At 59.5% G+C, this 21,893-nt stretch carries 17 protein-coding genes and 2 pseudogenes; 9 read left to right on the forward strand and 10 right to left on the reverse strand.

The window, feature by feature from the left end:
- Positions 1 to 10: 10 nt before the first annotated feature.
- From ALO43_RS02040 to ALO43_RS02055, 4 genes are all read left to right on the forward strand, one after another.
- Positions 11 to 1,036 carry an ABC transporter permease gene (locus ALO43_RS02040; protein WP_024671008.1) on the forward strand — a complete coding sequence of 342 codons (1,026 nt, stop codon included), beginning with the start codon at positions 11 to 13 and terminating at the stop codon, positions 1,034 to 1,036.
- Between the two features lie 304 nt (positions 1,037 to 1,340).
- Positions 1,341 to 1,745 carry a TraR/DksA family transcriptional regulator gene (locus ALO43_RS02045; protein WP_002554078.1) on the forward strand — a complete coding sequence of 135 codons (405 nt, stop codon included), beginning with the start codon at positions 1,341 to 1,343 and terminating at the stop codon, positions 1,743 to 1,745.
- Positions 1,746 to 2,311: 566 nt separating this feature from the next.
- A complete protein-coding gene (locus tag ALO43_RS02050) occupies positions 2,312 to 3,535 on the forward strand; it encodes a methyl-accepting chemotaxis protein (RefSeq protein WP_371906701.1) in 1,224 nt (407 codons plus the stop codon).
- Between the two features lie 265 nt (positions 3,536 to 3,800).
- Entirely contained in the window at positions 3,801 to 5,285 is a 1,485-nt protein-coding gene (locus ALO43_RS02055) for a T6SS phospholipase effector Tle1-like catalytic domain-containing protein (protein ID WP_024689743.1), read from the forward strand.
- A 19-nt stretch (positions 5,286 to 5,304) separates the two neighbouring features.
- Here ALO43_RS02055 and ALO43_RS02060 read toward each other — a convergent pair whose 3' ends face one another.
- Positions 5,305 to 5,544, reverse strand: a complete 240-nt coding sequence (locus tag ALO43_RS02060; RefSeq protein WP_005890525.1) for a DUF2789 domain-containing protein — start codon at positions 5,542 to 5,544, stop codon at positions 5,305 to 5,307.
- Positions 5,545 to 5,989: 445 nt separating this feature from the next.
- Between ALO43_RS02060 and ALO43_RS02065 the strand changes: the two genes are divergently transcribed.
- Positions 5,990 to 6,457, forward strand: coding sequence for a hypothetical protein (locus ALO43_RS02065; protein ID WP_005890527.1), 468 nt, complete (start codon positions 5,990 to 5,992; stop codon positions 6,455 to 6,457).
- Between the two features lie 19 nt (positions 6,458 to 6,476).
- Here the strand turns inward: ALO43_RS02065 and ALO43_RS02070 are convergent, their stop codons facing one another.
- From ALO43_RS02070 to ALO43_RS02100, 7 genes and pseudogenes are all read right to left on the reverse strand, one after another.
- A complete protein-coding gene (locus tag ALO43_RS02070) occupies positions 6,477 to 6,857 on the reverse strand; it encodes a Na+/H+ antiporter subunit G (protein WP_005890530.1) in 381 nt (126 codons plus the stop codon).
- On the reverse strand, positions 6,854 to 7,132 hold the full coding sequence (locus ALO43_RS02075) for a K+/H+ antiporter subunit F (protein WP_005890532.1): 279 nt from the start codon (positions 7,130 to 7,132) through the stop codon (positions 6,854 to 6,856). The genes ALO43_RS02070 and ALO43_RS02075 overlap by 4 nt, the downstream gene beginning before the upstream one ends.
- Complete coding sequence (locus ALO43_RS02080) at positions 7,129 to 7,617, reverse strand: Na+/H+ antiporter subunit E (RefSeq protein WP_024671005.1); 489 nt, start codon at positions 7,615 to 7,617, stop codon at positions 7,129 to 7,131. The genes ALO43_RS02075 and ALO43_RS02080 overlap by 4 nt, the downstream gene beginning before the upstream one ends.
- Positions 7,614 to 9,307: pseudogene (locus ALO43_RS02085) on the reverse strand (monovalent cation/H+ antiporter subunit D). The gene ALO43_RS02080 and the pseudogene ALO43_RS02085 overlap by 4 nt, the downstream one beginning before the upstream one ends.
- Positions 9,304 to 9,648, reverse strand: coding sequence for a Na+/H+ antiporter subunit C (locus ALO43_RS02090; RefSeq protein ID WP_003380836.1), 345 nt, complete (start codon positions 9,646 to 9,648; stop codon positions 9,304 to 9,306). Before ALO43_RS02090 ends, ALO43_RS02085 begins: the two are co-directional and overlap by 4 nt.
- A complete protein-coding gene (locus ALO43_RS02095) occupies positions 9,648 to 12,566 on the reverse strand; it encodes a monovalent cation/H+ antiporter subunit A (protein WP_054997034.1) in 2,919 nt (972 codons plus the stop codon). Before ALO43_RS02095 ends, ALO43_RS02090 begins: the two co-directional genes overlap by 1 nt.
- A 160-nt stretch (positions 12,567 to 12,726) precedes the next feature.
- Positions 12,727 to 13,650 carry a DMT family transporter gene (locus ALO43_RS02100; protein WP_024671003.1) on the reverse strand — a complete coding sequence of 308 codons (924 nt, stop codon included), beginning with the start codon at positions 13,648 to 13,650 and terminating at the stop codon, positions 12,727 to 12,729.
- 122 nt (positions 13,651 to 13,772) lie between these two features.
- On the opposite strand from ALO43_RS02100, the gene ALO43_RS02105 reads away from it, so the two are divergent.
- Together ALO43_RS02105 and ALO43_RS02110 are read left to right on the forward strand one after the other, a co-directional pair.
- Entirely contained in the window at positions 13,773 to 14,342 is a 570-nt protein-coding gene (locus tag ALO43_RS02105; protein WP_024671002.1) for a helix-turn-helix domain-containing protein, read from the forward strand.
- 45 nt (positions 14,343 to 14,387) lie between these two features.
- Positions 14,388 to 15,803 (forward strand): FAD/NAD(P)-binding protein, encoded by a 1,416-nt coding sequence (locus ALO43_RS02110; protein WP_054997035.1) that lies wholly within the window; start codon positions 14,388 to 14,390, stop codon positions 15,801 to 15,803.
- A gap of 46 nt (positions 15,804 to 15,849) precedes the next feature.
- Here ALO43_RS02110 and ALO43_RS02115 read toward each other — a convergent pair whose 3' ends face one another.
- Together ALO43_RS02115 and ssuD are read right to left on the reverse strand one after the other, a co-directional pair.
- Positions 15,850 to 16,956: a sigma-54 interaction domain-containing protein gene (locus ALO43_RS02115; protein ID WP_024671000.1), complete on the reverse strand. Its 1,107-nt coding sequence runs from the start codon at positions 16,954 to 16,956 to the stop codon at positions 15,850 to 15,852.
- Entirely contained in the window at positions 16,956 to 18,095 is a 1,140-nt protein-coding gene (gene ssuD / locus ALO43_RS02120) for an FMNH2-dependent alkanesulfonate monooxygenase (RefSeq protein ID WP_054997036.1), read from the reverse strand. The genes ALO43_RS02115 and ssuD overlap by 1 nt, the downstream gene beginning before the upstream one ends.
- Before the next feature lie 286 nt (positions 18,096 to 18,381).
- Here ssuD and ku point away from each other — a divergent pair, with 286 nt between their 5' ends.
- Both ku and ligD read left to right on the forward strand, forming a co-directional pair.
- The gene (gene ku, locus ALO43_RS02125) at positions 18,382 to 19,293 is read left to right on the forward strand and encodes a non-homologous end joining protein Ku (RefSeq protein WP_024670998.1); all 912 of its coding nucleotides are present in this window, start codon (positions 18,382 to 18,384) and stop codon (positions 19,291 to 19,293) included.
- Between the two features lie 37 nt (positions 19,294 to 19,330).
- Positions 19,331 to 21,887, forward strand: a pseudogene (gene ligD / locus ALO43_RS02130) (DNA ligase D).
- Positions 21,888 to 21,893 lie beyond the last annotated feature (6 nt).

Here is a 21,893-nt window from a genome sequence, read left to right on the forward strand (position 1 = left end):
GGTAACGAACATGAGCAACGCGATTCTGCAAAATAAACCAGCTCTGGCGCCTGCCAGAGGCAAACGACGTCTGCCGACGGAGCTCAGTATCTTTCTGGTATTGATCGGCATCGGGCTGGTTTTCGAGATGTTTGGCTGGATCGTCCGCGACCAGAGTTTTCTGCTCAATTCCCAGCGCCTGGTACTGATGATTCTTCAGGTTTCGATCATCGGGTTGCTGGCCATCGGCGTGACCCAAGTGATCATCACGACAGGCATCGATCTGTCTTCCGGCTCGGTGCTGGCGCTGTCGGCGATGATTGCCGCGAGCCTGGCACAAACCTCGGACTATACCCGCGCAGTCTTTCCGTCGCTGACCGACCTGCCAGTGTGGATACCGGTGGTGGTCGGGCTGGGGGTGGGGCTGTTGGCTGGCGCGATCAACGGCAGCATCATTGCGATTACCGGGATCCCGCCATTCATCGCCACGCTGGGCATGATGGTCTCCGCGCGCGGCCTGGCGCGCTTCTATACCGAAGGCCAGCCGGTCAGCATGCTCTCTGATTCCTACACGGCCATCGGGCAGGGCGCGATGCCGGTGCTTATCTTTCTGGTGGTCGCCGTGATCTTTCACATTGCCCTGCGCTACACCAAGTACGGCAAATACACCTATGCCATCGGCGGCAACATGCAGGCGGCTCGGACTTCCGGAATCAACGTCAAGCGACACCTGATCATTGTCTACAGCATCGCCGGGCTTCTGGCCGGACTGGCGGGAGTCGTTGCTTCTGCGCGTGCTGCCACAGGGCAGGCGGGGATGGGGATGTCCTATGAGCTGGATGCGATCGCCGCAGCGGTCATCGGCGGCACCAGCCTCGCTGGCGGGGTGGGCAGAATCACTGGCACGGTGATTGGCGCACTGATTCTGGGAGTGATGGCCAGCGGTTTCACTTTTGTTGGCGTGGACGCCTATGTTCAGGACATTATCAAAGGCCTGATCATTGTAGCGGCGGTAGTAATCGATCAATATCGCAACAAGCGCAAGACTAAGCGCTGAGCTCCGATGCTGTATGGAAAGGCCTGTTTCAGGCCTTTTTTTGCTTTGAATATTGCCGGAACCGATGAGTCGTCCACGGGTCAGAGCCTCGTCAGGGCGCGTGCGCGGCAAGGTTTGTACCCGCATTTAAAGGGGGGTTCGTACGATTGTTGTACGAAAACCCTTCAATTGTGTTGCCGAGCCCGCTAGCCGGCCTTAGACTGCCGCCCCTCGTAAATTGAGTGCCAGGTGGCGCTTGGAGATTATTGGCTTGCACGGCAACGTCGAGCTGCTCCTCAATGCACGTTTTTTTATAGAGAAATAAATGACAAAGGAAAAGTTGCTGGCCATGCCGGCCGATGACTACATGAACGCCGAGCAGCACGCTTTCTTCGTCGAGCTGTTGCAGGGCATGAAGGTCGAGATCCACGAGCGAATCGAGCAGAGCCGTATTGCCATCGAGAGCCTGGACACGCCTGCGGATCCGGCTGACGCTGCTTCTGTCGAAGAAGAGCGCCACTGGCTGGTCAATGTAATTGACCGCGATCAGCGCATGCTGCCTCAGCTGGAAATGGCCCTCTCGCGCATTGCCGATGACACATTCGGCTGGTGCGATGACAGCGGCGAGCCTATTGGCCTCAAGCGTCTGCTGATCAGCCCGACCACCAAGTACTGCATCGAGGCGCAAGAGCGCCACGAGCAGATCGACAAGCACCAGCGCCAGGCCTGATACGCAGGCAACCGCAGCTGAGTGAAAACACCGGGAGGCAAGAAATTGCCTCCCGGTTTTGTTGTGCCCGGAATTTGTCGAAAGCCTCACGCTGTTCGCTACGACCAACAGCGCATGGCACTTAGCCGTTATCTAGCGTTTAATGGATCCCATAACGATAAATAGCGATGGGGTGACGAAGTATGGCCGAGAACCTTTCAATGGCAGCCGGACTGCCGCTGTCCGACGCACCTGATGCACAGTCGGGGGTGTGGGTGCCGGCGGCGCAGACCGTTGCAATGTGTCTGCTACTGACCGCCATGAGCGCTACTGGTCTGTCTCTCTATATTGTGGTTCCGATAACGCTGCTGGTGGTCTGGCTGCCCCGCCTGATGCGCGGGCGGAGGCCGGTTTTGCAAGCCGAAGCAGGGGCCAGCGATATTGTGTCTCTGGCTCGCGACCTGTCTCGCACCACCAGTCACAACGCGCTGTCGGCTGCTCAGGTAGCGTTTTCCGTCGGCCAACTGGCAGGCAAGGTGCAGTCGCAGTTGAGTGCTGCCGAGCAGATCGTCAGCAGCGCCGATCAGATGATCGCGACCGAACAGCAGACTGCGCAGTTGAGCCAGCAAGCCCTGGTGGCTGCCAGCGAGGCGCGTCAGCGCAGTGAGTCGGGCAGCAGCGTTCTGAACGAGTCCATCGAGCGCATGCACCAGTTGAGCACCCGTGCCATTAACAGCCGCCAGTTGATCGAGGCCCTCAGCCAGCGCAGTGAAGAGATCCAGAGGGTGACGCTGGTCATTCAGTCGATTGCCAGCCAGACCAACCTGCTGGCGCTCAATGCCGCTATCGAAGCCGCTCGGGCTGGCGAGTACGGGCGCGGCTTTGCGGTGGTGGCTGATGAGGTTCGCGGGCTTGCGGGGCGCACGGCCAGCGCTACGGGGGAAGTCGGTCAGATGGTGGCCGATATCCAGCAGCGTACTGCGCAGGTGGTCGAGCAGATTCGTGAATTGTCGTCCGGGCTGGATGCCGGGGTCGGGCAGGTCGAGCTGGCTGGTCAGCATCTGGGCAACATTGCACGTCTGGCCGTCGAAGTGGAGAGTCAGGTCAGCGAAATCGCTCAGGGTGCCCGAAGCAATCAGGATCAATTGGCGAGCCTGTTCGACGCCGTCGAAAACATGCGCAGCGATCTGGCGGTCAGTGATGAGCAGACTCGGCAACTGGCGAAGTCCGCGGTGCAGATGGAAGGCCAGGCAGAGACTATCAGTCAGCGGCTGGCCCAGGTCGGCCTGGATGACTATCACCAGCGTGTCTACGATCTGGCGCGCGAAGGTGCACGGCTCATCGGCGAAAAGTTCGAAGCTGATATCGACCAGGGACGGGTCAGTCTGGATGACTTGTTCGATCGCACCTACAAGCCGGTTCCCGATACCTCGCCCACCCGCTTCACGACGCGGTTTGATCGCTACACCGATCAGACATTGCCGGGGCTGCAGGAACCTTTGCTGCCCCGCCATGAAGGCCTGGTGTTTGCCATCGCCTGCACGCAACAGGGCTATGTGCCGACTCACAACAACGCCTTCAGCCTGCCGTTGACTGGCGACCGGGCGGTGGACAACGCGCGCAATCGCAGCAAGCGCAAGTTTGATGATCGAACCGGCATTCGTTGCGGCAGCCATCAGCAGCCCGTATTGCTGCAGACCTACACCCGAGACACCGGCGAACTGATGCATGATCTTTCGGTGCCAATCATGGTCAAGGGGCGGCATTGGGGTGGCCTGCGTCTGGGCTACAAACCGCAAGGGCGTTCATGACTGTAAGGACGTATATATGACGCGTTTCGGCCGGTTGATCAAGATGTTTATCAAAGCGTGTACAACTATAAGATACTGAACGCCAACTGTCGGTACTTATTGATCGTTTGCTGGTTTATAGCGACTGGGCGTGTAGGGGGTTTCTGAAAAGATCGTGTATGACTTGACTGTTCGGTGCCGTTGAGCAAGCTGTTTAAATCAACTTTATTTAAAGCTGGTTTAAATGCAGCCTTTTTGATGGGCTGCCTCTACGGACGGAAAAGTTATGAACCATGAATGGAATGTTCAACCCGCAACGCCAACGCCCTACGCAGTTTCCCGCCGGCTGACCGCCCGCATAGGGGTTTTCTTTGATGGCACGGGAAACAATCGCGTCAACAGTCAGATCGGGGCTGATTGCCAGGCGTTGATTGAAGTCAATAATGGGCAGCACATAAAAGAGTGTGCAGGGCGTCATGTTCATCCTGGCAGTAGTTACAGTAACGAGTTGAGCAATATAGCCAGGCTGGTCGGTTTATATCGACAACAAACGCTGGCCGACAATGACGGCACGGGTCTGATGGTGTACTGCCCGATCTATATCAGCGGTGCTGGCACGACCTCTGGCGGGCGCGATTCGGTATGGCCCGGACAGAGTTTTGGCCGAGGGACGACCGGCGTTATATCCAAAGTCGAAAACGCATTCAGGAAACTGGAATCGGCGTTAAAGAAACTCCCTCGGGACAATCCGGATTGCGTGTTGGAAACGCTCGAACTGGATGTGTTCGGCTTCAGTCGCGGCGCAGCTTCTGCCAGGCATTTTGCCAATGAAATCCTGAAGCAGGGCGCGGGTATGCTCGCCCCGATACTTGAAAGCCGCAAAGTACGTCTTGGAGAGGGGTTCGCGTGGAAGAACGACAGCGTGCGGCTCAAGGTGATCGGCCTGTTCGACACGGTCGCAGCAATCGGCAGCTTCAAGGACTTGGGTAATACCAGAGATGCGAGTAACCGGCGGGTGAACCTGTACCTGCCGCCCGGATGCGCCCAGCAGGTGTTGCATCTGGTGGCGCGTGACGAGTCCCGGCGCAATTTTGCGCTCAACAGTGTGCAGCCGGCATGGCCCAGGGAGATTATTCTGCCTGGCGCGCATTCCGACATTGGCGGTGGTTACCCACCGCAGATGGAAGAAAGCGTGATGCTGACCCGGCCTCGCATCAGCACCGTAAGCCGCTGCAGTCCGCCTGAAACAGCGGCGAGCTGGCTGGAGGCGCAACTCGAGTTGGACAACCTGGACCCTGAGCGGTGGATCGATCCGTCTGACACTCAGGCATCACTGCAGGTCCAGGCACGCGAAAGCGGAGGGTGTCCGCGTGCGCATTCGATGAAAGGCATGAGGGCGATTACCGCAGCCGTCTGCATGAACCGCCAGGTGTTCGGGCATCTGGCGCGCGTGTCGCTGAGGATCATGCACATTCTGGCGTGTGACGAAGGCGTGCCGTTCGATGCAATACCGCCAGGCCCTGAATTCCAGATTCCTCCCGAGCTTGAAGGCATTGCCCTCAAGCTGATCGATTATGCAAGAGGTGGCCCTTATAGGCTGAGCACGCAGGAAGAACAGATATTGCGCTGGCGCTACATACATCAGTCAGCACACTGGAGCGCGGTGGTGGGCAGACTGGGCACCTTCGGCGACGCTGTCTTCGTTCACGCTCCGCAACCGGGTGGTCGCATACTGCATCCCAACGTTGGTCAGCCCGGTTATCCGCAGTAATGCCCGACGCCCGAGTGGCTTACTCGGGCTTTTTGTGCAACCGCACATTGAGTTCGTCCACCACGATTGCCCATTCGGCGTCCTCATGCAGCTGTTCTTTGAGAAAGTCAGCCTGGCGCGGTGTCCAGAAATCCGCATCGATCAGCTTCACGTCGTCAGGCAGCTGGTGGCTGATGATGAACGTTTCGATGCTCTCATCGTCCGAATCCAGCGCCAGCTGAGCAAACAGGTCGTTGATGGTCGTTGTAGTCTGTTCCATGTCATCTCCTCAACGAGGGATATCCTCGTTTTCATCAGTTCTTTATGGGAGTGACCGAGGGACACAAGAGTTCGATGCATTTGGACCGGTAGAAAAGATGGCCTTTTGTACCATGACGACAAGTGATATGTTTCAAGCATCGCTCGATGCGCACTGATCGTCAGGGCCGAAGCCCGTCCGGCGTCTGATTCGTGTTCTGGCTGCCGGTTTACCGGCAGCGACGCCTCTGTGACACTGCAGTGTACAAAAGGTATATATCCCGTGGCCGCCCTGTACCGGTAGAATCCGCCACCCGCCTGCACACGATTTGCGGCAGCGCTGCCCAGCGCTCTTGCGTGCAGCGTGCCGGAAGCTTTCCGGTCGCTCCGCGCGGTCTATGGGTTAATCACTTTCTTGACTGCTCTGATATCGGGCAGTCTCGTTTTCATGTTTGAGGGTTTGTACTTTGGCTGTAAGTAATCTGGATACCCATGCTTTATTCGTGCTCGGCGACCTCCGCGCACAGTTGGTCAAGCAGTTTCAATCCCGTTTTGTCTACATCACCGAACAATCAGCCGAAGGCATTTATATCGCTGAAATCGACACCGAAAGCGCATTGGTGGTCGACGACAAGCCGCGTCTTGAACTCAAGGTCGGCGATCACTTCCGGGCGTCTGTTCTGCCCAGCCGTGAAGGCGGCAAGCTTGAATTGAAATTTCGCGACATCAAGATGACCGTGTATGGACTGGGCGAATATGCGTTCGTCGACGTCCCTGAAGGCCACGGCATCGTCTTCAAGGAAGGTCAGGCCGTGTTCATGGTCTTTGCTGCGAAAGAGCAGTTGCAGACCGGCATGAGCAAGCTTCTGAAGGGCGCCGTCGGCAAGGCCGCCAAATGGCGCAAGGGCGAACTGAGTTTCAAGGCCAGCGAGTAACACTGGCCTGGCATTTGGGTCAGCCTCCGCTCGACTCTCCGTCGGCGAGGCCGCTGCTGACCTCCGCAGGAACATCGTCACCGGCCATGCGCTTGCGAAACAATGCCGTGCGCGCCAGCAGCAGGGTGGTTACGGGCACGGTGATCGCCAGCAGCACCGGAATCAGCCATGCGTGAATCACTGGCTCTGATTTCAGCGCAGAGAAGTAAATGATAGAGGCCAGCGCCACGCACCAGGCGCCCAGTGTCGAAGCCAGGGCCGGTGGATGCATACGCTGGAAAAAGTCTTTCAGGCGCAGCAGCCCGAGCGCCCCGGTCAAGGCAAACAGGCTGCTGGCGATCAGCAGCCCGGCGGTGAGTATTTCAGCCCAGAAGGGCACAGTGTTCGGCAGTCCGGTCATTCGATCACCTCTCCGCGCAGCAGGAATTTTGCCAGTGCAAACGAGCCGACGAAGCCGAACAGTGCAATCAGCATTGCCGCTTCGAAATACGTGTCACTGGCATAACGGATACCCAGTACCAGCATCATCAGCATGGCGATGATGTACAGGTAGTCCAGCGCCAGTACCCGATCCTGAGCTGACGGCCCCTTGATCAGGCGCAGGAGGGTGATCACCATTGCCAGGGCAAAGATCAGCAGGCTGATCAGAATCGCGTTGTCGAGCAATGCACTCATTGGAAAATCTCCATCAACGGTCGCTCATAGGTGGTCTTGAAGTGCTCGATGAACTGCGCTTCGTCCTCCAGATCGAAGACGTGCATCAGCAGTACGCTGCGATCCAGCGCCAGCTCTGACCAGACCGTGCCGGGCACGACCGTTGTAACCATCGCCAGCGCGGCGAGGCCGTGGGCGTCGTGCAGTTCCAGCGGGATGAGTACAAATGCCGAACGTGGCGGGCGGCCTTCGAGTCGCCACACGCTGAGGCCGACCTGAAAGTTGGAAATGACCACGTCCCTTCCTACCCGCCATAGAAACTTCAGGATGGTGCCTGGTTTGCGGATGCGCACCGGCAAGGGCCGCAATGGCGCCATTAGGATCGGTGCAAGGAAACCCAGTACTGCGCCCAGCAAGATATGGCCAGGGCTGATCGACAGGTTCAGCACCAGCCACAGTACCCAGAGTGCCAGCGAGAGAATCGGGGCTGGAAGCAGACGCTTCATGGTTGCGCCTCCGAACTCACTTCCCGGCTGGTCGGGCCGGGTATCGGCCGTGTGGCGAGTACCGATTGCACGTACTGTTTGGGCTCATGCAGCGCAGCAGCGGTATCCTGGGTATAGCGCAGCAATGGCTCAGCCTTGAAGGTCAGCGCGATGCACAAGCCCAGCAGAATGATGATCGGCAGGCATTCATTGCGTCTCAGCAGTGGCGAAGGGCGCTCGTGAGGCGTCCAGAAACGCTGGGTGCCCAGTCGGGAAAATGCAATCAGTGACGCCAGTCCGGAAAAGATCAGCAGGCCGATGAGCATCCAGGATTTGGTCGACAGCGCTTCATCCTGCGCGACATCCAGCCCCAGCGGATTCATGAGGGCACTCAGCAGGGTGAGCTTGCCGATGAACCCTGACAAGGGCGGCATGCCGATGATCAGCAGGGCGCAAGCGATGAAGCTCAGGCCCAGGAACGCCATTGTCATGGGGATCACCTGACCTACCACGGCTTTCTGCTCGTCATCCAGGTTGGTGCCGGGCGGTGGATGCAGTGATTCGAGAGTGCGTGGCAGTTGATCCAGGTCATCTTCCAGCGGGATCTCGTTGGCCGAACGAGAACGTTCGATCAGTTCGCCCAGCAAAAACATCGCGCTCAGCGCCAGGGTCGAGCTGACCAGATAGAACAGTGCGCCCGATGTCAGGCTTGGCTGCGCAAAACCGATGGCCGACAAAAGTATGCCTGCCGATACCAGAATGCTCAGGCTGGCGAGCCGCTCCAGGCGCTGGGCTGCAATGATCGCGATGGCTGCGGTGAAAATCGTCGCCATGCCGCCGTATATCAGCCACTCGCCACCAAAGAATGCAGATGCGCCCGCCTGGCCTGAAAACAGCAGCGTCCATAGTCGCAGCAGGGTGTAGATGCCTACTTTTGTCATGATCGCAAACATCGCCGCTACCGGCGCGCTGGCGGCAGAGTAGGCCGGGACCAGCCAGAAGTTCAGTGGCCACATGCCCGCCTTGGCGAGAAAGGCCGTGGCCAGAATGGCGGCGCCTGCGTGCAGCAGTCCCAGATCGGCTTCCGATACCTGCGGAATCTTGATCGCAAGGTCGGCGAAGTTGAGCGTACCGGTTACCCCGTAGATCAGCGCGGCACCGATCAGGAATAGCGACGAGGCCAGCAGGTTGATCGAAATGTAGTGCAGGCCGGTGGACACTCTCGCCCGACCGGAGCCGTGCAGCATCAGGCCATAGGAGGCTGCGAGCAGCACCTCGAAAAACACGAACAGATTGAACAGGTCGGCCGTCAGGAATGCGCCGTACAGGCCCATTAGCTGAATCTGGAACAGTGCATGAAAGCTGGCACCGGCCCGGTCCCAGCGTGCCAGCGTGCCAGCGCGAACAGCAGGGCGCAGACGCCGACGATGCCGGTCAGTACCAGCATCAAGGCCGACAGGTGATCGACTACCAGCACTATGCCGAAGGGAACGCCCCAGTTGCCCGGCAGGTAGACGCCGATGGAACCGCTGCTGCCGGTCTGTTGCACCCAGAAAAACAGCACCACCGAGATGCCCAGCCCGAGCATGCTGGAAAACAGATTGATGCGTCCCTTGAGCGGCCGATGCTTTTCGCCCAGCCAGAGCATCAATCCGGCCGTCAGCAGCGGCAGCAGAATCGGCGCGATGATCAGTTGATTGATCCAGCTCATGCCTTGGGCTCCCGGCCATCTACATGGTCGGTGCCGGTCAGGCCCCTGGAGGCCAGCAATACCACCAGAAACAAAGCCGTCATGGCGAAACTGATCACGATGGCCGTCAATACCAGCGCTTGCGGCAGCGGGTCAGTGTAATTGAGCAGGTCCTGCGGAATGCCGTCCTTGATGATCGGCTCTCTGCCAATGAACAGGCTGCCCATGCTGAAGATGAACAGATTGACGCCGTAGGACAGCAGACACAGCCCCATGACCACCTGAAAGGTCCGCGGGCGCAGAATCAGCCAGACACCCGAGGCGGCCAGCACGCCGATGGCGGTTGCAATGACTTCTTCCATCAGAGGACTCCTTGCGGGTTGGCAACAGGCTTGGGCAGTTGAGTCGGACGATGGCTGCGCACCGACTGGTGGGCCAGCGCGGTGAGAATCAGCAGCGTCGACCCGACCACCACGGCATACACGCCGACGTCGAAGAACAGCGCGCTGGCGATGTGGATGTCACCCAGAATCGGTAAATCGACATGCGCGGTATGGGTGGTCATGAAGGGATAGCCCAGCAACATCGAACCGGCCCCGGTCAATACGGCACAGAGCAGACCGGTGCCCATCCAGCGTAACGGTCGCAGGCTCATCTGCGCCTCGACCCACTGAGTACCGGCGACCATGTATTGCAGAATGAATGCCACCGACATCACCAGACCTGCCACAAAACCGCCGCCCGGCTGGTTATGACCGCGAATGAACAGGTACATCGAAATGATGAAAGCAATCGGCAACAGCAACCTTACCAAGGCTGCCGGAACCATCATGAAGCCAAGCGCGGTGTCACTGGCACCACGCGGGTTGACCAGATCAGTCACCACGTCGCGAGCGAGCAGGCGCTGTTGTGCTGGCAGCAGAATGCTTTCCTTCGGTGGACGGAAGCGTCGCAGCAGAGCGAATACGGTCAGCGCGACCGCCCCCAGCACGGTTATTTCGCCGAACGTGTCGAAGCCACGGAAGTCCACCAGCATGACGTTGACGACGTTGCTACCGCCGCCCTGGGGCAGCGCGCGGCTCAGGTAAAAGGACGAGATGGCGTTGGGCGTCTGACGGGTCAGCATGGCATAGGAAAGCGTCGCCATCCCCAGACCGACCAGAACCGCGAGCCCGAAGTCGCGGAACCGCCTTGTGCGAGCACGCAGACGGGCGCTGAGGGGTGCGACATCTTCATTGCGGCGCGGCAGCCAGCGCAGGCCGAGCAGAATCAGCACGGTGGTCACCACTTCTACCGCCAGTTGGGTCAGCGCCAGGTCAGGGGCCGAGAACCAGACGAAGGTGATGCAGGTCATCAGCCCGCAGACGCTGACCATGACCAATGCCGCAAGGCGGTGATATTTACCCTGCCATGCAGCGCCTATCGCGCAGGCAATTGCGATCAGCCATAAAGTGACAAACACCCCGGAGCCCGGAATTTTCGGTCGGTCGCCCCAGGTCAGGCCACTGAAGTACATCGGAATGAAGCCGCCCAGTACTGCGGCCAGCACCAGTAGAAACAGCTGAGGCTGCAAGCGGCGAGTGCTGACTTTGCGCTCGAAGCGCCTTGCCCAGTGCATCATCACCACCTGGCTGCGCTCGAAGAAACGCTTGCCGTTGAGTCGTCCCACCAGCGGCGGGGCAGTGATGCGCTCCTGTTTTAGTGGCTTGCGCAGCAATAGATACAGAATGATACCGCCAGCCATCGCGACCAGACTCATCACCATCGGCAGGTTCCAGCCATGCCATATCGCCAGGCTGTACTCGGGCAACGTCCCGCCGACCACCGGACGCGCAGCCGCTGCCAGCAATGGGGCAACCGACTGCGCGGGAAAAATACCCACCACCAGGCACGTCAGCACCAACAACTCGACGGGCGCGCGCATCCAGCGCGGCGGTTCATGCGGCAAGTGCGGCAGATCCTTGGCTGCTGGTCCGAAAAACACGTCGACGGTGAAACGCAACGAATAGGCGACACTGAATATCCCGGCGATGGTCGCGATCACGGGGAGCGCGATTTCTACCCAGGCGGTGGCCGAGATGAATACGGTTTCGGCGAAGAACATTTCCTTGGACAGGAACCCGTTGAGCAATGGCACGCCAGCCATCGACGCGCTGGCGACCATCGCCAGGGTCGCGGTATAGGGCAGCAGCTTCACCAGCCCGCTGAGACGCCGGATATCCCGGGTTCCGCTTTCATGATCGATGATGCCGGCGGCCATGAACAACGAGGCCTTGAAGGTGGCGTGATTGAGAATGTGAAATACCGCGGCGACTGCCGCCAGCGGGCTATTCAGGCCCAACAGCAGGGTGATCAGGCCGAGGTGGCTGATGGTCGAGTAGGCCAGCAAGCCTTTAAGGTCGTTCTGAAAAATCGCGGCGTAGGCGCCCAGTATCAGTGTGCAGGCACCCGCACCGCTGACAATCCAGAACCACTGCTCGGTGCCGGACAGCGCGGGCCACATCCGCGCCATGAGAAAGACCCCTGCCTTGACCATGGTCGCCGAGTGCAGATAGGCCGAAACCGGCGTCGGCGCGGCCATGGCGTGCGGCAGCCAGAAATGGAACGGGAACTGAGCGCTTTTAGTCAGCGCGCCAATCAGGATCAGGGTCAGCAACACAGGGTAAAGGGCGTGGGCGCGGATCGCCTCACCGGAGGCCAATACGCGGTCCAGGTCATAGCTGCCCGCCACATGCCCGAGAATCATCATGCCTGCCAGCAGCGCAAGGCCGCCCGCGCCTGTGACCATCAGTGCCATGTAGGCGCCGCGTCGAGCGTCGGCACGATGGTGCCAGTAGCCGATCAGCAGGAACGAGAACAGGCTGGTCAGCTCCCAGAAAAATACGATCTGAATCAGGTTGCCGGACATCACCAGGCCGAGCATGGCGCCCATGAATGCCAGGAAAAATGCGAAGAAGCGCGGTACCGGGTCGTCGGGCGACATGTAATAGCGTGCGTAAAGCGAGACCAGCGCACCGATGCCCAGCACCAGCATCGAGAACAGCCAGGCGAAGCCGTCGATGCGTAAAACAAAGTTCATTCCCAGACTTGGCAGCCAAAAATACTCCTCGCGTATAACGCCGCCGTCGGCAATCTGCGGGAACCACAAAGCCATCTGAACAGCGCCGATCAAGGCAACTGCGCCGGCCAGAAGAGATTCTGCATTACGCGCGTTATGCGGCAAAAAGGCCGCCAGACAGCTGCCGATAAAAGGCAGAAGCAGGAGAACTATCAGGGACATAGGCTTCTAATCTGCAGGGGAATGTCAAGCATCATACGTGCCAGACATCCCGATACCAAAGAAAGGGTTTCCGAAATTTCCTACAAAAAGTGTCTGCTGATTTCACGTCTTCACCGGGCTGCTGAAACCAGTGTGCGTGGCAGCAAGCATCACGTACCAGTCATTCGGCGGCCCGTACGCCTTTTTCATCGAGGCCTGCCTGCTCATCGGAGACGGGGCGACGTTTCATTTCGCTGACGATCACCCCGATCACGATCAGTGCCGCCCCCAGCAGGGCAATGCCTGGCAGGCGCTCACCAGCCAGTCTTCCGACAATCCCGGCCCACACCGGTTCACCTGCATAGATGACCGTTGCGCGCGTGGGCGAGACGCTCTTCTGTGCCCAGTTCATGGCGATCTGGATGGCCGCGCTCATTGCGCCCAGCCCGACCGCGCTGGCTGTCAGTAACCATGAGAACTCCGGCAGAGGTTCCTGGGTGGGCACGATCATCAGAAACGCCAGGATAGACGCCGTTGCCAGTTGCACGACGGTGACCCTGCGCACGTCGACTTTGCCAGCATAGGCGCTGATCATGATGATTTCGGCGGCGATGGCCACGGTGCTGATCAGCGTCACAATCTCGCCTGTGCTCAGATTCAGGGAAGCACCTTGCGGTCCTGACACCAGCATCAGGCCAAGGAAGGCGAGGATGATGCCCAAAGTTGGCATCAGCCCAGGCCGTTGCCCCAGCACCAGCCATTGCAACAGCGGCACGCACGGCACGTACAGTGCCGTGATGAATGCGGACTGGCTGCTGGGGATGGTCTGCAGTCCTACAGTTTGCAGGCCATAACCGAGCATGATCGCGGTGCCGATGAAAACACCGGCCCTGAGCTCAAGAAAGGTCAGTCCGCGCAGCACCTTGATTGAAAACAGCGCTACGATGAGCGCCGCAGCGGCAAAGCGAAGCCCGACGAAAAACATCGGCCCGCTGACCGTCATGGCATGCTGCACCAGCAGAAACGTGCCTCCCCAGAGCATGGTGATCAGGATCAGAACGGCCTCTGCCTTGCTGATACGGGGTATGCGGCTGATAGACTTCATGTCAGCTCCGGGCTCCTGTGAATTGCGCTGTGGCGACGATGAATGCGACGTAAAGATGAGTACGCCAGGAGCGTCCTCGAAGTGGGCAGTATAATGCGCAACGGTTTGATGTGAGCACTACCATGCACAAAGAAAATTCCGGGCGCCCGCCCGTGCTGCAGCACGTGAGCCAGAATGTACGGCGTTTGCGTAACGCTGCAGACCTCAGTCAGACGGCTCTTGCCGACAAGTCGGGGGTCAGCCGCCGCATGCTGGTGGCGATCGAGGCGGGCGAGAAAAATGTCAGCCTGGCGACCCTGGACCGAGTGGCCGAGGCGCTGGAAGTGGCGTTCAGCGACCTGATTCAGGCCCCTGAAAACCGCGATCACAGCCGTATCAACGAACTCGCCTGGGCGGGTGCGATTGTCGGCAGCAAGGCGGTGCTGCTGGCCAAGGCGGTGGCACGTCGCGAGGTCGAACTATGGGAATTCTGCCTGGAACCCGGCGACGCCTACGCTTCTGAAGCCGATCCCGATGGCTGGAGCGAGCAGGTCTATGTCGTGGAAGGGCATTTGACGCTGCGTTTTTCCGAGCCTGTTGCCGAACAGCAAATCGGCCCGGGCGAGTTCTTCATGTTTCCCAGCAATCAGCCGCATCGTTACTGCAATGAAGCAGGCATGACCCTGCGCTTTGTGCGTAACGTGGTGCTCTGAGATTTTTTATTACCCCCTTTCTGCAACCTGCCGAGGCGCTGTTCGATGACTGACAACCCTGACCGGAGCGCTGACATTCTTATCATTGGTGGCGGTTTGAGCGGCACCCTGCTGGCCGCGCAGTTAGTGCGCAGGCCGGGCCGGCGGCGCATCCGGATCATCGAAACCCGCAGCGAGCTGGGCAGGGGCGAGGCTTACAGCGCTATAGAGCAAGGGCATACGCTCAATGGCAACGCGGCACGCATGAGTGTCGACCCTGACAACCCGGATGACCTGACCCAGTGGCTGGCGGGTTATCTGGCCGAAGGCGGCTGGCCTGAAGCGGCAGAGCAAAAAGTACCGGTTGCCGAACTGTTCCCGCCGCGCGGTGTGTTCGGGCTCTATGCACAGCAGCGCTTGCGCGAAGCTTGTGCCGCTGGCAAAGCCGTTGGCTCGACGGTCGAGCACGTACAGGGGGAGGCGGTGGACATCCAGATCAATGAGCAAGGCGCGCGCGTTACGCTGGCCGACGGTCGTGAGCTGCTTGGCAACCAGGCTGTGCTGGCGACCGGCATGTACGCCGCATCACGTACACCGCAGCGCGAGTCGGACGGGCTGAATGCTGCAGCGCTGGACCCTTGGGATGTGAGCGTCATGCGTCAGCTCGAGCCTCATGCCAGGGTCTTGATCATCGGCTCCGGGCTAACGATGGTCGATGCGGTGGTTTCTCTGGAGAAGTCCGGGCATCGCGGGCCGATTCAGGTATTTTCCCGTCACGGCTTGTTGCCGCACGTGCGTCGTCAACCCCCGGAGTGGGCTGACTTTCTGGCGCAAAACCCAGGCATTCGCAGCCCGTTGCAACTGTTGCGCAAGGTACGCGAGCAATGTGAACTGGCCATCGAAAGCGCTATTGACTGGCAGGCCCCGCTGGACACCGTGCGCGCCAACGTCGGCAGGCTGTGGAGTCAAGCCACCGACAGGCAGCGACGTCAGTTTGTGCGCCATGTGCGACCGTGGTGGGAAAGCCACCACCATCGTTCACCACCGCTGGGTGCAGCCTTGCTGGCGCGACTGGTCAAGCAGGGGCGGCTGAGTATCGCTGCAGCTTCGTTGCAAGGTGTTGAACGCCTGGTTTCAGATGAGGTGCAGATCAGCGTACGTCGGCGTGGCGACAGTGAGACTACCCATATCGTGGGTGATGCCTTGATCAACTCCACTGGCATTCAGTACGACTGGCGCCGTGTTGACCGCCCGTTGCCCCGCCAGTTGCTGGCACGCGGGCTTATCCAGCCCGGACCATTGGCGTTGGGTATCGCCGCCGACGTCGATGGCGCGGTGCTCGACGCACAAGGCCAACGTTCCCCATGCCTGTTCGCCATGGGGCCGCCGTTGCGCGGCATGTGGTGGGAAAGCACCGCAGTGACCGACGTGGCTATTCAGGCCAAGGCGCTGGCGCTGCGTCTGGCCTCGCTGAAACGCTGAGGCCACAAGGCCGGACACGCAGCGAACACGAGCGCCAGACGCCGTTTCACACCGACAAATGCAACATCCTGTCACCCTGTACGTTCTCGCCCGGTCTGCGTTTGTTGACCGCCAGTTCGCCGATTCTGATCAGCCGGGTGCGAGTGACGTTGCGTGTCAGGCCCAGCAGGCTGGCAGTGTGAACCTGATTGTGATGGCAGAAGCGGTAAGCCGCTCTCAGCAATGTGTCCTCGACCTTCTCGTGCAGTGCCCCGGCCTGTTCCTCGAACAGCTTTTGAAATGCGCGGTTGAGCAACTGCTCGGCGGACTCGTCCGATGGGTTCTGTTCGTCAGACCGCTCGATCCGCAGGTTGGACATGCGCAGGTCATCACGCTGGATGACGCCATCACGGCAGACCAGCAGCGTGTGGTGAATGACGTTCTCCAGTTCACGGATATTGCCTGGCCAACTGTAGGTCTTGAGCTTGTGCTCGGCTTCGGCGCTGACCCGCACCGGGGCGTGCCGCAGTCGCTGGCTGTAGACGTCGATGAAATGCCGGACCAGCGGCAGGATGTCGCCGGGACGGTCGCGCAGCGGGCTCAATTCCAGGTTGACCACGTCCAGTCGGTAATAAAGGTCTTCGCGGAAATGCCCGGCGTTGATGGCCTTTTCCAACTGCACATTGGTGGCTGCCAGAACCCGCACATCGATCGCAATACTCTTGCGCGAGCCCAGTCGGACCACTTCACGCTCCTGAAGCACGCGCAGCAGTTTGACCTGCAAGGTCATGGGCAGGTCGCCGATTTCATCGAGAAACAGCGTGCCGCCGTTGGCCTCTTCGAACCAGCCAGCCTTGGCGCTGATCGCTCCGGTGAAAGCGCCTTTCTCATGGCCGAACAACTCGGCCTCGATCAGGTTCTCGGAGAACGCACCGCAGTTGACTGCCACAAACGGCTTGTCGCGGCGGGCGCTCAACTCATGCACATGCCTTGCAACCAATTCCTTGCCGGTACCGGTTTCTCCGATGATCAGCACGCTCGCGTCACTGGGCGCAACCTGACGCACGTGTGCCAGCAAGGCTTTGGACCTGGGGTCTTCGAAAACCTGCGCGGTGGCTCTGATCGATGTCGCCAGTGCAGGCGAGTGGGGTAGGGTCAGCAGTTGCCCTGACATCACTTGGCCTGCGGGGGCAGATCGTTGGCGATCATTTCGCCGAACGGCCCTGTCAGATTGGTGATGCCGCGCCCGGCCAGGCTGGCGTAAGGTTCAGGCAGCAGCGGAAAGACCAGTTCGGCAAAGCGGTAGGCTTCTTCCAGATGCGGATAGCCCGAAAAAATGAAGCTTTCGATGCCCAGGTCTGCGTATTCCTTGATGCGTTCAGCCACTTCCTGCGGGTTGCCGACCAGCGCTGTGCCTGCGCCACCGCGAACCAGGCCGACGCCTGCCCACAGGTTGGGGGCGATTTCCAGATTGTCGCGACGCCCGTCGTGCAGGGCGGCCATGCGCCGCTGGCCTTCTGAATCGAAGCGCGAGAAAGATTTCTGCGCAGCGGCGATGGTGTCATCGCTGATGTGTTCTATCAGGGTACTGGCGGCTTTCCAGGCTTCTTCGCTGGTTTCGCGCACGATGACATGCAGGCGAATGCCGAACTTCACGATACGACCCTTGCGCGCTGCACGCTCACGTATATCGGCCAGCTTTTGGGCAACGGCTGCGGGAGGCTCGCCCCAGGTCAGGTAGACGTCCACCTGATCGGCAGCCAGATCGTGTGCCGCGTTAGAAGAGCCTCCGAAATACAGCGGTGGGTAGGGCTTCTGAATGGGCGGATAAAGCGCTTTGGCGTTTTGCACGCGCAAATGCTTGCCTTCAAAGTCGACAGCTTCGCCTTGCAGCACGCGACGCCAGATTTGCAGAAACTCATCAGTGACTTCATAGCGCTCGCTGTGGTCGAGAAAGCTGCCATCGCCACGATTTTCGTCGGGATCGCCACCAGTCACCACGTTGATCAACAGGCGGCCGCCGGAGAGCCGATCCAGCGTGGCAGCCATGCGTGCCGAAACGGTAGGGGAGATGATGCCGGGGCGGATCGCCACCAGGTACTTCAAACGCTCAGTCAATGGCACCAGTGCAGAAGCGATCACCCACGAGTCCTCGCAGGAGCGGCCGGTAGGGATCAATACCCCGTAATAGCCCAGATCGTCGGCGGCCTGTGCCACCTGCTTGAGGTAGTTGAGCGTGACCGGACGTGCGCCCCTCGTCGTGCCCAGATAATGGCCGTCGCCGTGAGTCGGAAGAAACCAGAAAACGTTCATGACAAATCCTTGGGAGTGATCAGCGATCAGCGCTGACGGGACCCGCTGTTGCGTCATAGACAACCCGCCAACAGCGTACGAGGTGAGCCATTTATAGAACGTCTGTTTTATTCCGTAAAAGAACGTTAAACCATATTTTTAGATCCTAAAAGAATATGTGTATTGTTCTGCTCTGCGTGTGTGGGGCAAAAGGTCTTCATATGCGGTTGCAAAAGCGCTCGTCAGGCTGTCGAAACTTTTACTCGGCCTGCCCGGTCACCTGTTGACGATCATCAGGAGTCAGACCATGGCAAGGGCAATCTGGAAAGGCGCGATCAGCTTCGGGCTGGTACACATCCCCGTGGCACTGGTTTCCGCGACCACGTCAAACAGCGTTGACTTTGACTGGCTCGACAAGCGCAGCATGGAGCCGGTCGGCTACAAACGGATCAACAAGGTCACCGGCAAGGAAGTCACCAAGGAAAATATCGTCAAGGGCGTGCTGTACGAGAAGGACCGTTACGTGGTGCTCAGCGAGCAGGAAATCCGTTCCTCGCACCCCAAGTCGACCCAGACCATCGATATCTTCGCTTTTGTCGACAGCCAGCAGATTCCGTTACAAAACATCGACACGCCCTATTTTCTGACCCCTGACAAGCGCGGCGAGAAGGTTTACGCGCTGTTACGCGAAACTCTGATCGATACCAAAAAAGTCGCGCTGGCCAACGTCGTGCTGCACACCCGCGAGCACCTGGCAGCGGTGGTGCCGCTGGAGTCGGCACTGGTCATGGTTATCCTGCGCTGGCCCGCCGATGTGCGTGAGCTTGACGCACTGGAACTGGGCGAGGCGGTGACTGACGCGCAGTTGAACAAGAGTGAACGCGACATGGCCAAGCGACTGGTCAAGGACATGAGTGCCGACTGGGAACCTGAAAAGTACCGTGACACGTTCCAGGACAAGATCATGAAACTGGTTGAGACCAAGGCCAGTGAAGGCAAGATCGAGGATGTCGAGACTGATCCGGCCGAAGAAGAGCGCAAGAGTGCTGACGTGATCGACCTTACCGACCTGCTGCGTCGCAGCCTGGCGGGCAAGGGCGGGGCAGGCAAGGCCAGAACAGGCAAGCCTTCGACGAAAGCCGCTGACAAGCCTGCTGCCAAGGATGAACCCAGACCCAAGCGGCCCGCTGCGCGCAAAAAGACCAGCAAAGCCTCTTGAGTCAAAAGCCTCTTGATCCATAGGGAGAACACCGGCCATGGCCAAGCCAGCCAGTGAGTACACGCGCAAGCGCAATTTTGACGTTACCTCTGAACCCGCCGAGAGCCAGCGCAAAGGCAAGACGAAGCCCGGCGCGCTGAGTTTCGTGGTTCAAAAACATGACGCGCGCAACCTGCACTATGACTTTCGACTGGAGCTGGATGGCACGCTCAAAAGCTGGGCAGTGCCTAAAGGTCCGAGTCTGGATCCGAAGCAAAAACGTCTGGCTGTGCATGTCGAAGATCACCCGCTGGATTACGCAGGTTTCGAGGGCAGCATTCCAAAAGGTCAATATGGCGGAGGTGACGTCATCGTCTGGGACAGGGGCATCTGGCAGCCTCATGGCGATCCGCAAAAGACCTATTCGGAAGGCAAACTCAAATTCACGCTGGTCGGTGAAAAGCTCACTGGCGAATGGGCCTTGGTGCGCACTCGCCTCAAGGGCAGCGGCAGCAAGGAGCAATGGCTGCTGATCAAGGAAAAGGACGCGATCGCCCGCCCTGCTGACGAGTACGACATTACACAGGAGCAACCGCGCGCATGTCGGAGCAGGTCGTTCAACGCCTGACCCTGCGAAAGGTAAAGCCAAGGCTGCTGCACCGAAGGCCGCAATGAAGAAGAAACCAGTCAAATCGAAAACGGTTTTCCCGGACGCGCTTTCTCCTCAGCTTGCGACATTGGTGGACGCCCCGCCTGCAGGTGAATGGCTGTACGAGATCAAGTTCGACGGCTACCGCATGTTGACGCGAATCCAGAAGGGTGAAGTGTGTTTGTTCACCCGTAACGGCAACGACTGGACCGAGCGTCTGCCAGAACTGGTCAAGGCGCTCGGTGCCTTAAAGTTGCAGGACAGCTGGTTCGATGGTGAGGCTGTGGTTCTGGACGAGCAAGGGCTGCCTGACTTTCAAGGCCTGCAGAATGCCTTCGACGAAGGGCACAGTAAAAAGATCCTGTATTACCTTTTCGACATGCCGTTTCTGAGTGGCGAAGACTTGCGCGAGTTGCCGCTGGAGCAGCGTCGTGATGCGCTGAAACAAGTGCTCGATAGCCAGCGCAGCCGCTTGTTGCGTTACTCGGATGACTTTCAGGCCGGGCATCAGGACATTGTGGCCAGCGCCGCCGCGATGGGGCTTGAGGGCGTGATTGGCAAGCGTGCCGGCAGTGCGTATGTCGGCAAGCGCAATGCCGACTGGATCAAGCTCAAGTGCCGCTTGCGTCAGGAGTTCGTGATCGTTGGCTATACCGCGCCCCAGGGCAGTCGCTCGGCGTTCGGCGCTTTGCTGCTGGCAGTCAACGACGATAAACAGGGTCTGGTATACGCCGGGCGTGTAGGCACCGGTTTCACTGAGCAAACCCTGAAGCAGTTGCAAAAAAAGCTGCAACCGCTGCAGCGCGAAGGTTCGCCACTGGGCAGCAAGCTGAGCTCGGCGCAGGCGCGCGGGGTGCAATGGGTGGAGCCGCAGCAGGTCTGTGAAGTTGAATTCGCTCAGTGGACGCGTGAGGGTATATTGCGTCAGGCCGCTTTTATCGGTTTGCGCAGTGACAAGCCAGCCAGCGACGTGGTGCGCGAAGAGGCGCAGCCGGCGAAGGTCGCCGATCACACCAAGGCTGCATCCACTGCGCCACGCACCGGAAAAAAAACTGCCAAGGGCAGGGTGGACGTGGCGGGCACGGGTATCAGCCATCCGGATCGTGTTATCGACAGCAAGACCGGCACGAAGAAGGTTGAGCTTGCGCAGTTTTACCAGTCCATTGCCGAGTGGATTCTGCCGCACCTGAACAAGCGTCCGGTGGCCCTGTTGCGTTGTCCGGAAGGCATCGACGGCGAGCAGTTTTTTCAAAAACACGCCGAACACCTGGCCATCCCGCACATCCGGCAACTGGATCGCACCCTCGACCCCGGCCACGCTGCCCTGATGGAAATCGATTCGCCCGAGGCGCTGGTCGGTGCAGTGCAAATGGGCACCATCGAGCTGCACACGTGGGCCGCGACACGCGACAGGATCGAGACCCCCGATCATTTCGTGCTGGACCTTGACCCTGACCCTGACCCTGCGTTGCCTTGGCGCAGCATGATCGAAGCCACGCAGATGGTTCTGGCGGTGCTGGAAGAGCTCGGGCTCGAGGCCTTCCTCAAGACCAGCGGTGGCAAAGGCATGCACATCATCGTGCCATTGGCACGCCAGGCTGACTGGGGCACTGTCAAAGCGTTCTCAAAAGCTATCGCCGAGTTTGTCAGCCGCCAGTTGCCCGAGCGCTTTACTGCCACGATGGGGCCGAAGAACCGGGTCGGGAAAATCTTCATCGATTACCTGCGCAACACTCGCGGCGGCAGCACGGTCACCGCCTATTCGGTACGCGCCCGGCCAGGCTTGCCGGTTTCGGTGCCGATTGCGCTGGATGAGCTGGCCGGGCTGACGTCGTCTGCGCAGTGGGACATCAACAATCTTGAAGCGCGTCTGAATCAGCTCAAGGACGATCCGTGGGCGGGTTACAGCAACCGCCGCAAGATCACCCAGAAGATGTGGAAACAACTGGGTGCCAAGCGGCCTTGAGGGCGA

The sequence above is a fragment of the Pseudomonas tremae genome (genome assembly GCF_001401155.1).
Taxonomy (GTDB): Bacteria; Pseudomonadota; Gammaproteobacteria; order Pseudomonadales; family Pseudomonadaceae; genus Aquipseudomonas; species Aquipseudomonas tremae.

What these genes read in the sequence shown, in the direction of transcription:
- ALO43_RS02055 (WP_024689743.1), top strand. Translation starts at nt 3,801, where the DNA reads ATGAACCATGAATGGAATGTTCAACCCGCAACGCCAACGCCCTACGCA.
- ALO43_RS02040 (WP_024671008.1), top strand. Translation starts at nt 11, where the DNA reads ATGAGCAACGCGATTCTGCAAAATAAACCAGCTCTGGCGCCTGCCAGA.
- ALO43_RS02080 (WP_024671005.1), bottom strand. Translation starts at nt 7,617, where the DNA reads ATGAAGCGTCTGCTTCCAGCCCCGATTCTCTCGCTGGCACTCTGGGTA.
- ALO43_RS02105 (WP_024671002.1), top strand. Translation starts at nt 13,773, where the DNA reads ATGCACAAAGAAAATTCCGGGCGCCCGCCCGTGCTGCAGCACGTGAGC.
- ALO43_RS02050 (WP_371906701.1), top strand. Translation starts at nt 2,312, where the DNA reads ATGATCGCGACCGAACAGCAGACTGCGCAGTTGAGCCAGCAAGCCCTG.
- ALO43_RS02090 (WP_003380836.1), bottom strand. Translation starts at nt 9,648, where the DNA reads ATGGAAGAAGTCATTGCAACCGCCATCGGCGTGCTGGCCGCCTCGGGT.
- ALO43_RS02095 (WP_054997034.1), bottom strand. Translation starts at nt 12,566, where the DNA reads ATGTCCCTGATAGTTCTCCTGCTTCTGCCTTTTATCGGCAGCTGTCTG.
- ALO43_RS02070 (WP_005890530.1), bottom strand. Translation starts at nt 6,857, where the DNA reads ATGACCGGACTGCCGAACACTGTGCCCTTCTGGGCTGAAATACTCACC.
- ku (WP_024670998.1), top strand. Translation starts at nt 18,382, where the DNA reads ATGGCAAGGGCAATCTGGAAAGGCGCGATCAGCTTCGGGCTGGTACAC.
- ALO43_RS02100 (WP_024671003.1), bottom strand. Translation starts at nt 13,650, where the DNA reads ATGAAGTCTATCAGCCGCATACCCCGTATCAGCAAGGCAGAGGCCGTT.
- ALO43_RS02075 (WP_005890532.1), bottom strand. Translation starts at nt 7,132, where the DNA reads ATGAGTGCATTGCTCGACAACGCGATTCTGATCAGCCTGCTGATCTTT.
- ALO43_RS02045 (WP_002554078.1), top strand. Translation starts at nt 1,341, where the DNA reads ATGACAAAGGAAAAGTTGCTGGCCATGCCGGCCGATGACTACATGAAC.
- ssuD (WP_054997036.1), bottom strand. Translation starts at nt 18,095, where the DNA reads ATGAACGTTTTCTGGTTTCTTCCGACTCACGGCGACGGCCATTATCTG.
- ALO43_RS02110 (WP_054997035.1), top strand. Translation starts at nt 14,388, where the DNA reads ATGACTGACAACCCTGACCGGAGCGCTGACATTCTTATCATTGGTGGC.
- ALO43_RS02060 (WP_005890525.1), bottom strand. Translation starts at nt 5,544, where the DNA reads ATGGAACAGACTACAACGACCATCAACGACCTGTTTGCTCAGCTGGCG.
- ALO43_RS02115 (WP_024671000.1), bottom strand. Translation starts at nt 16,956, where the DNA reads ATGTCAGGGCAACTGCTGACCCTACCCCACTCGCCTGCACTGGCGACA.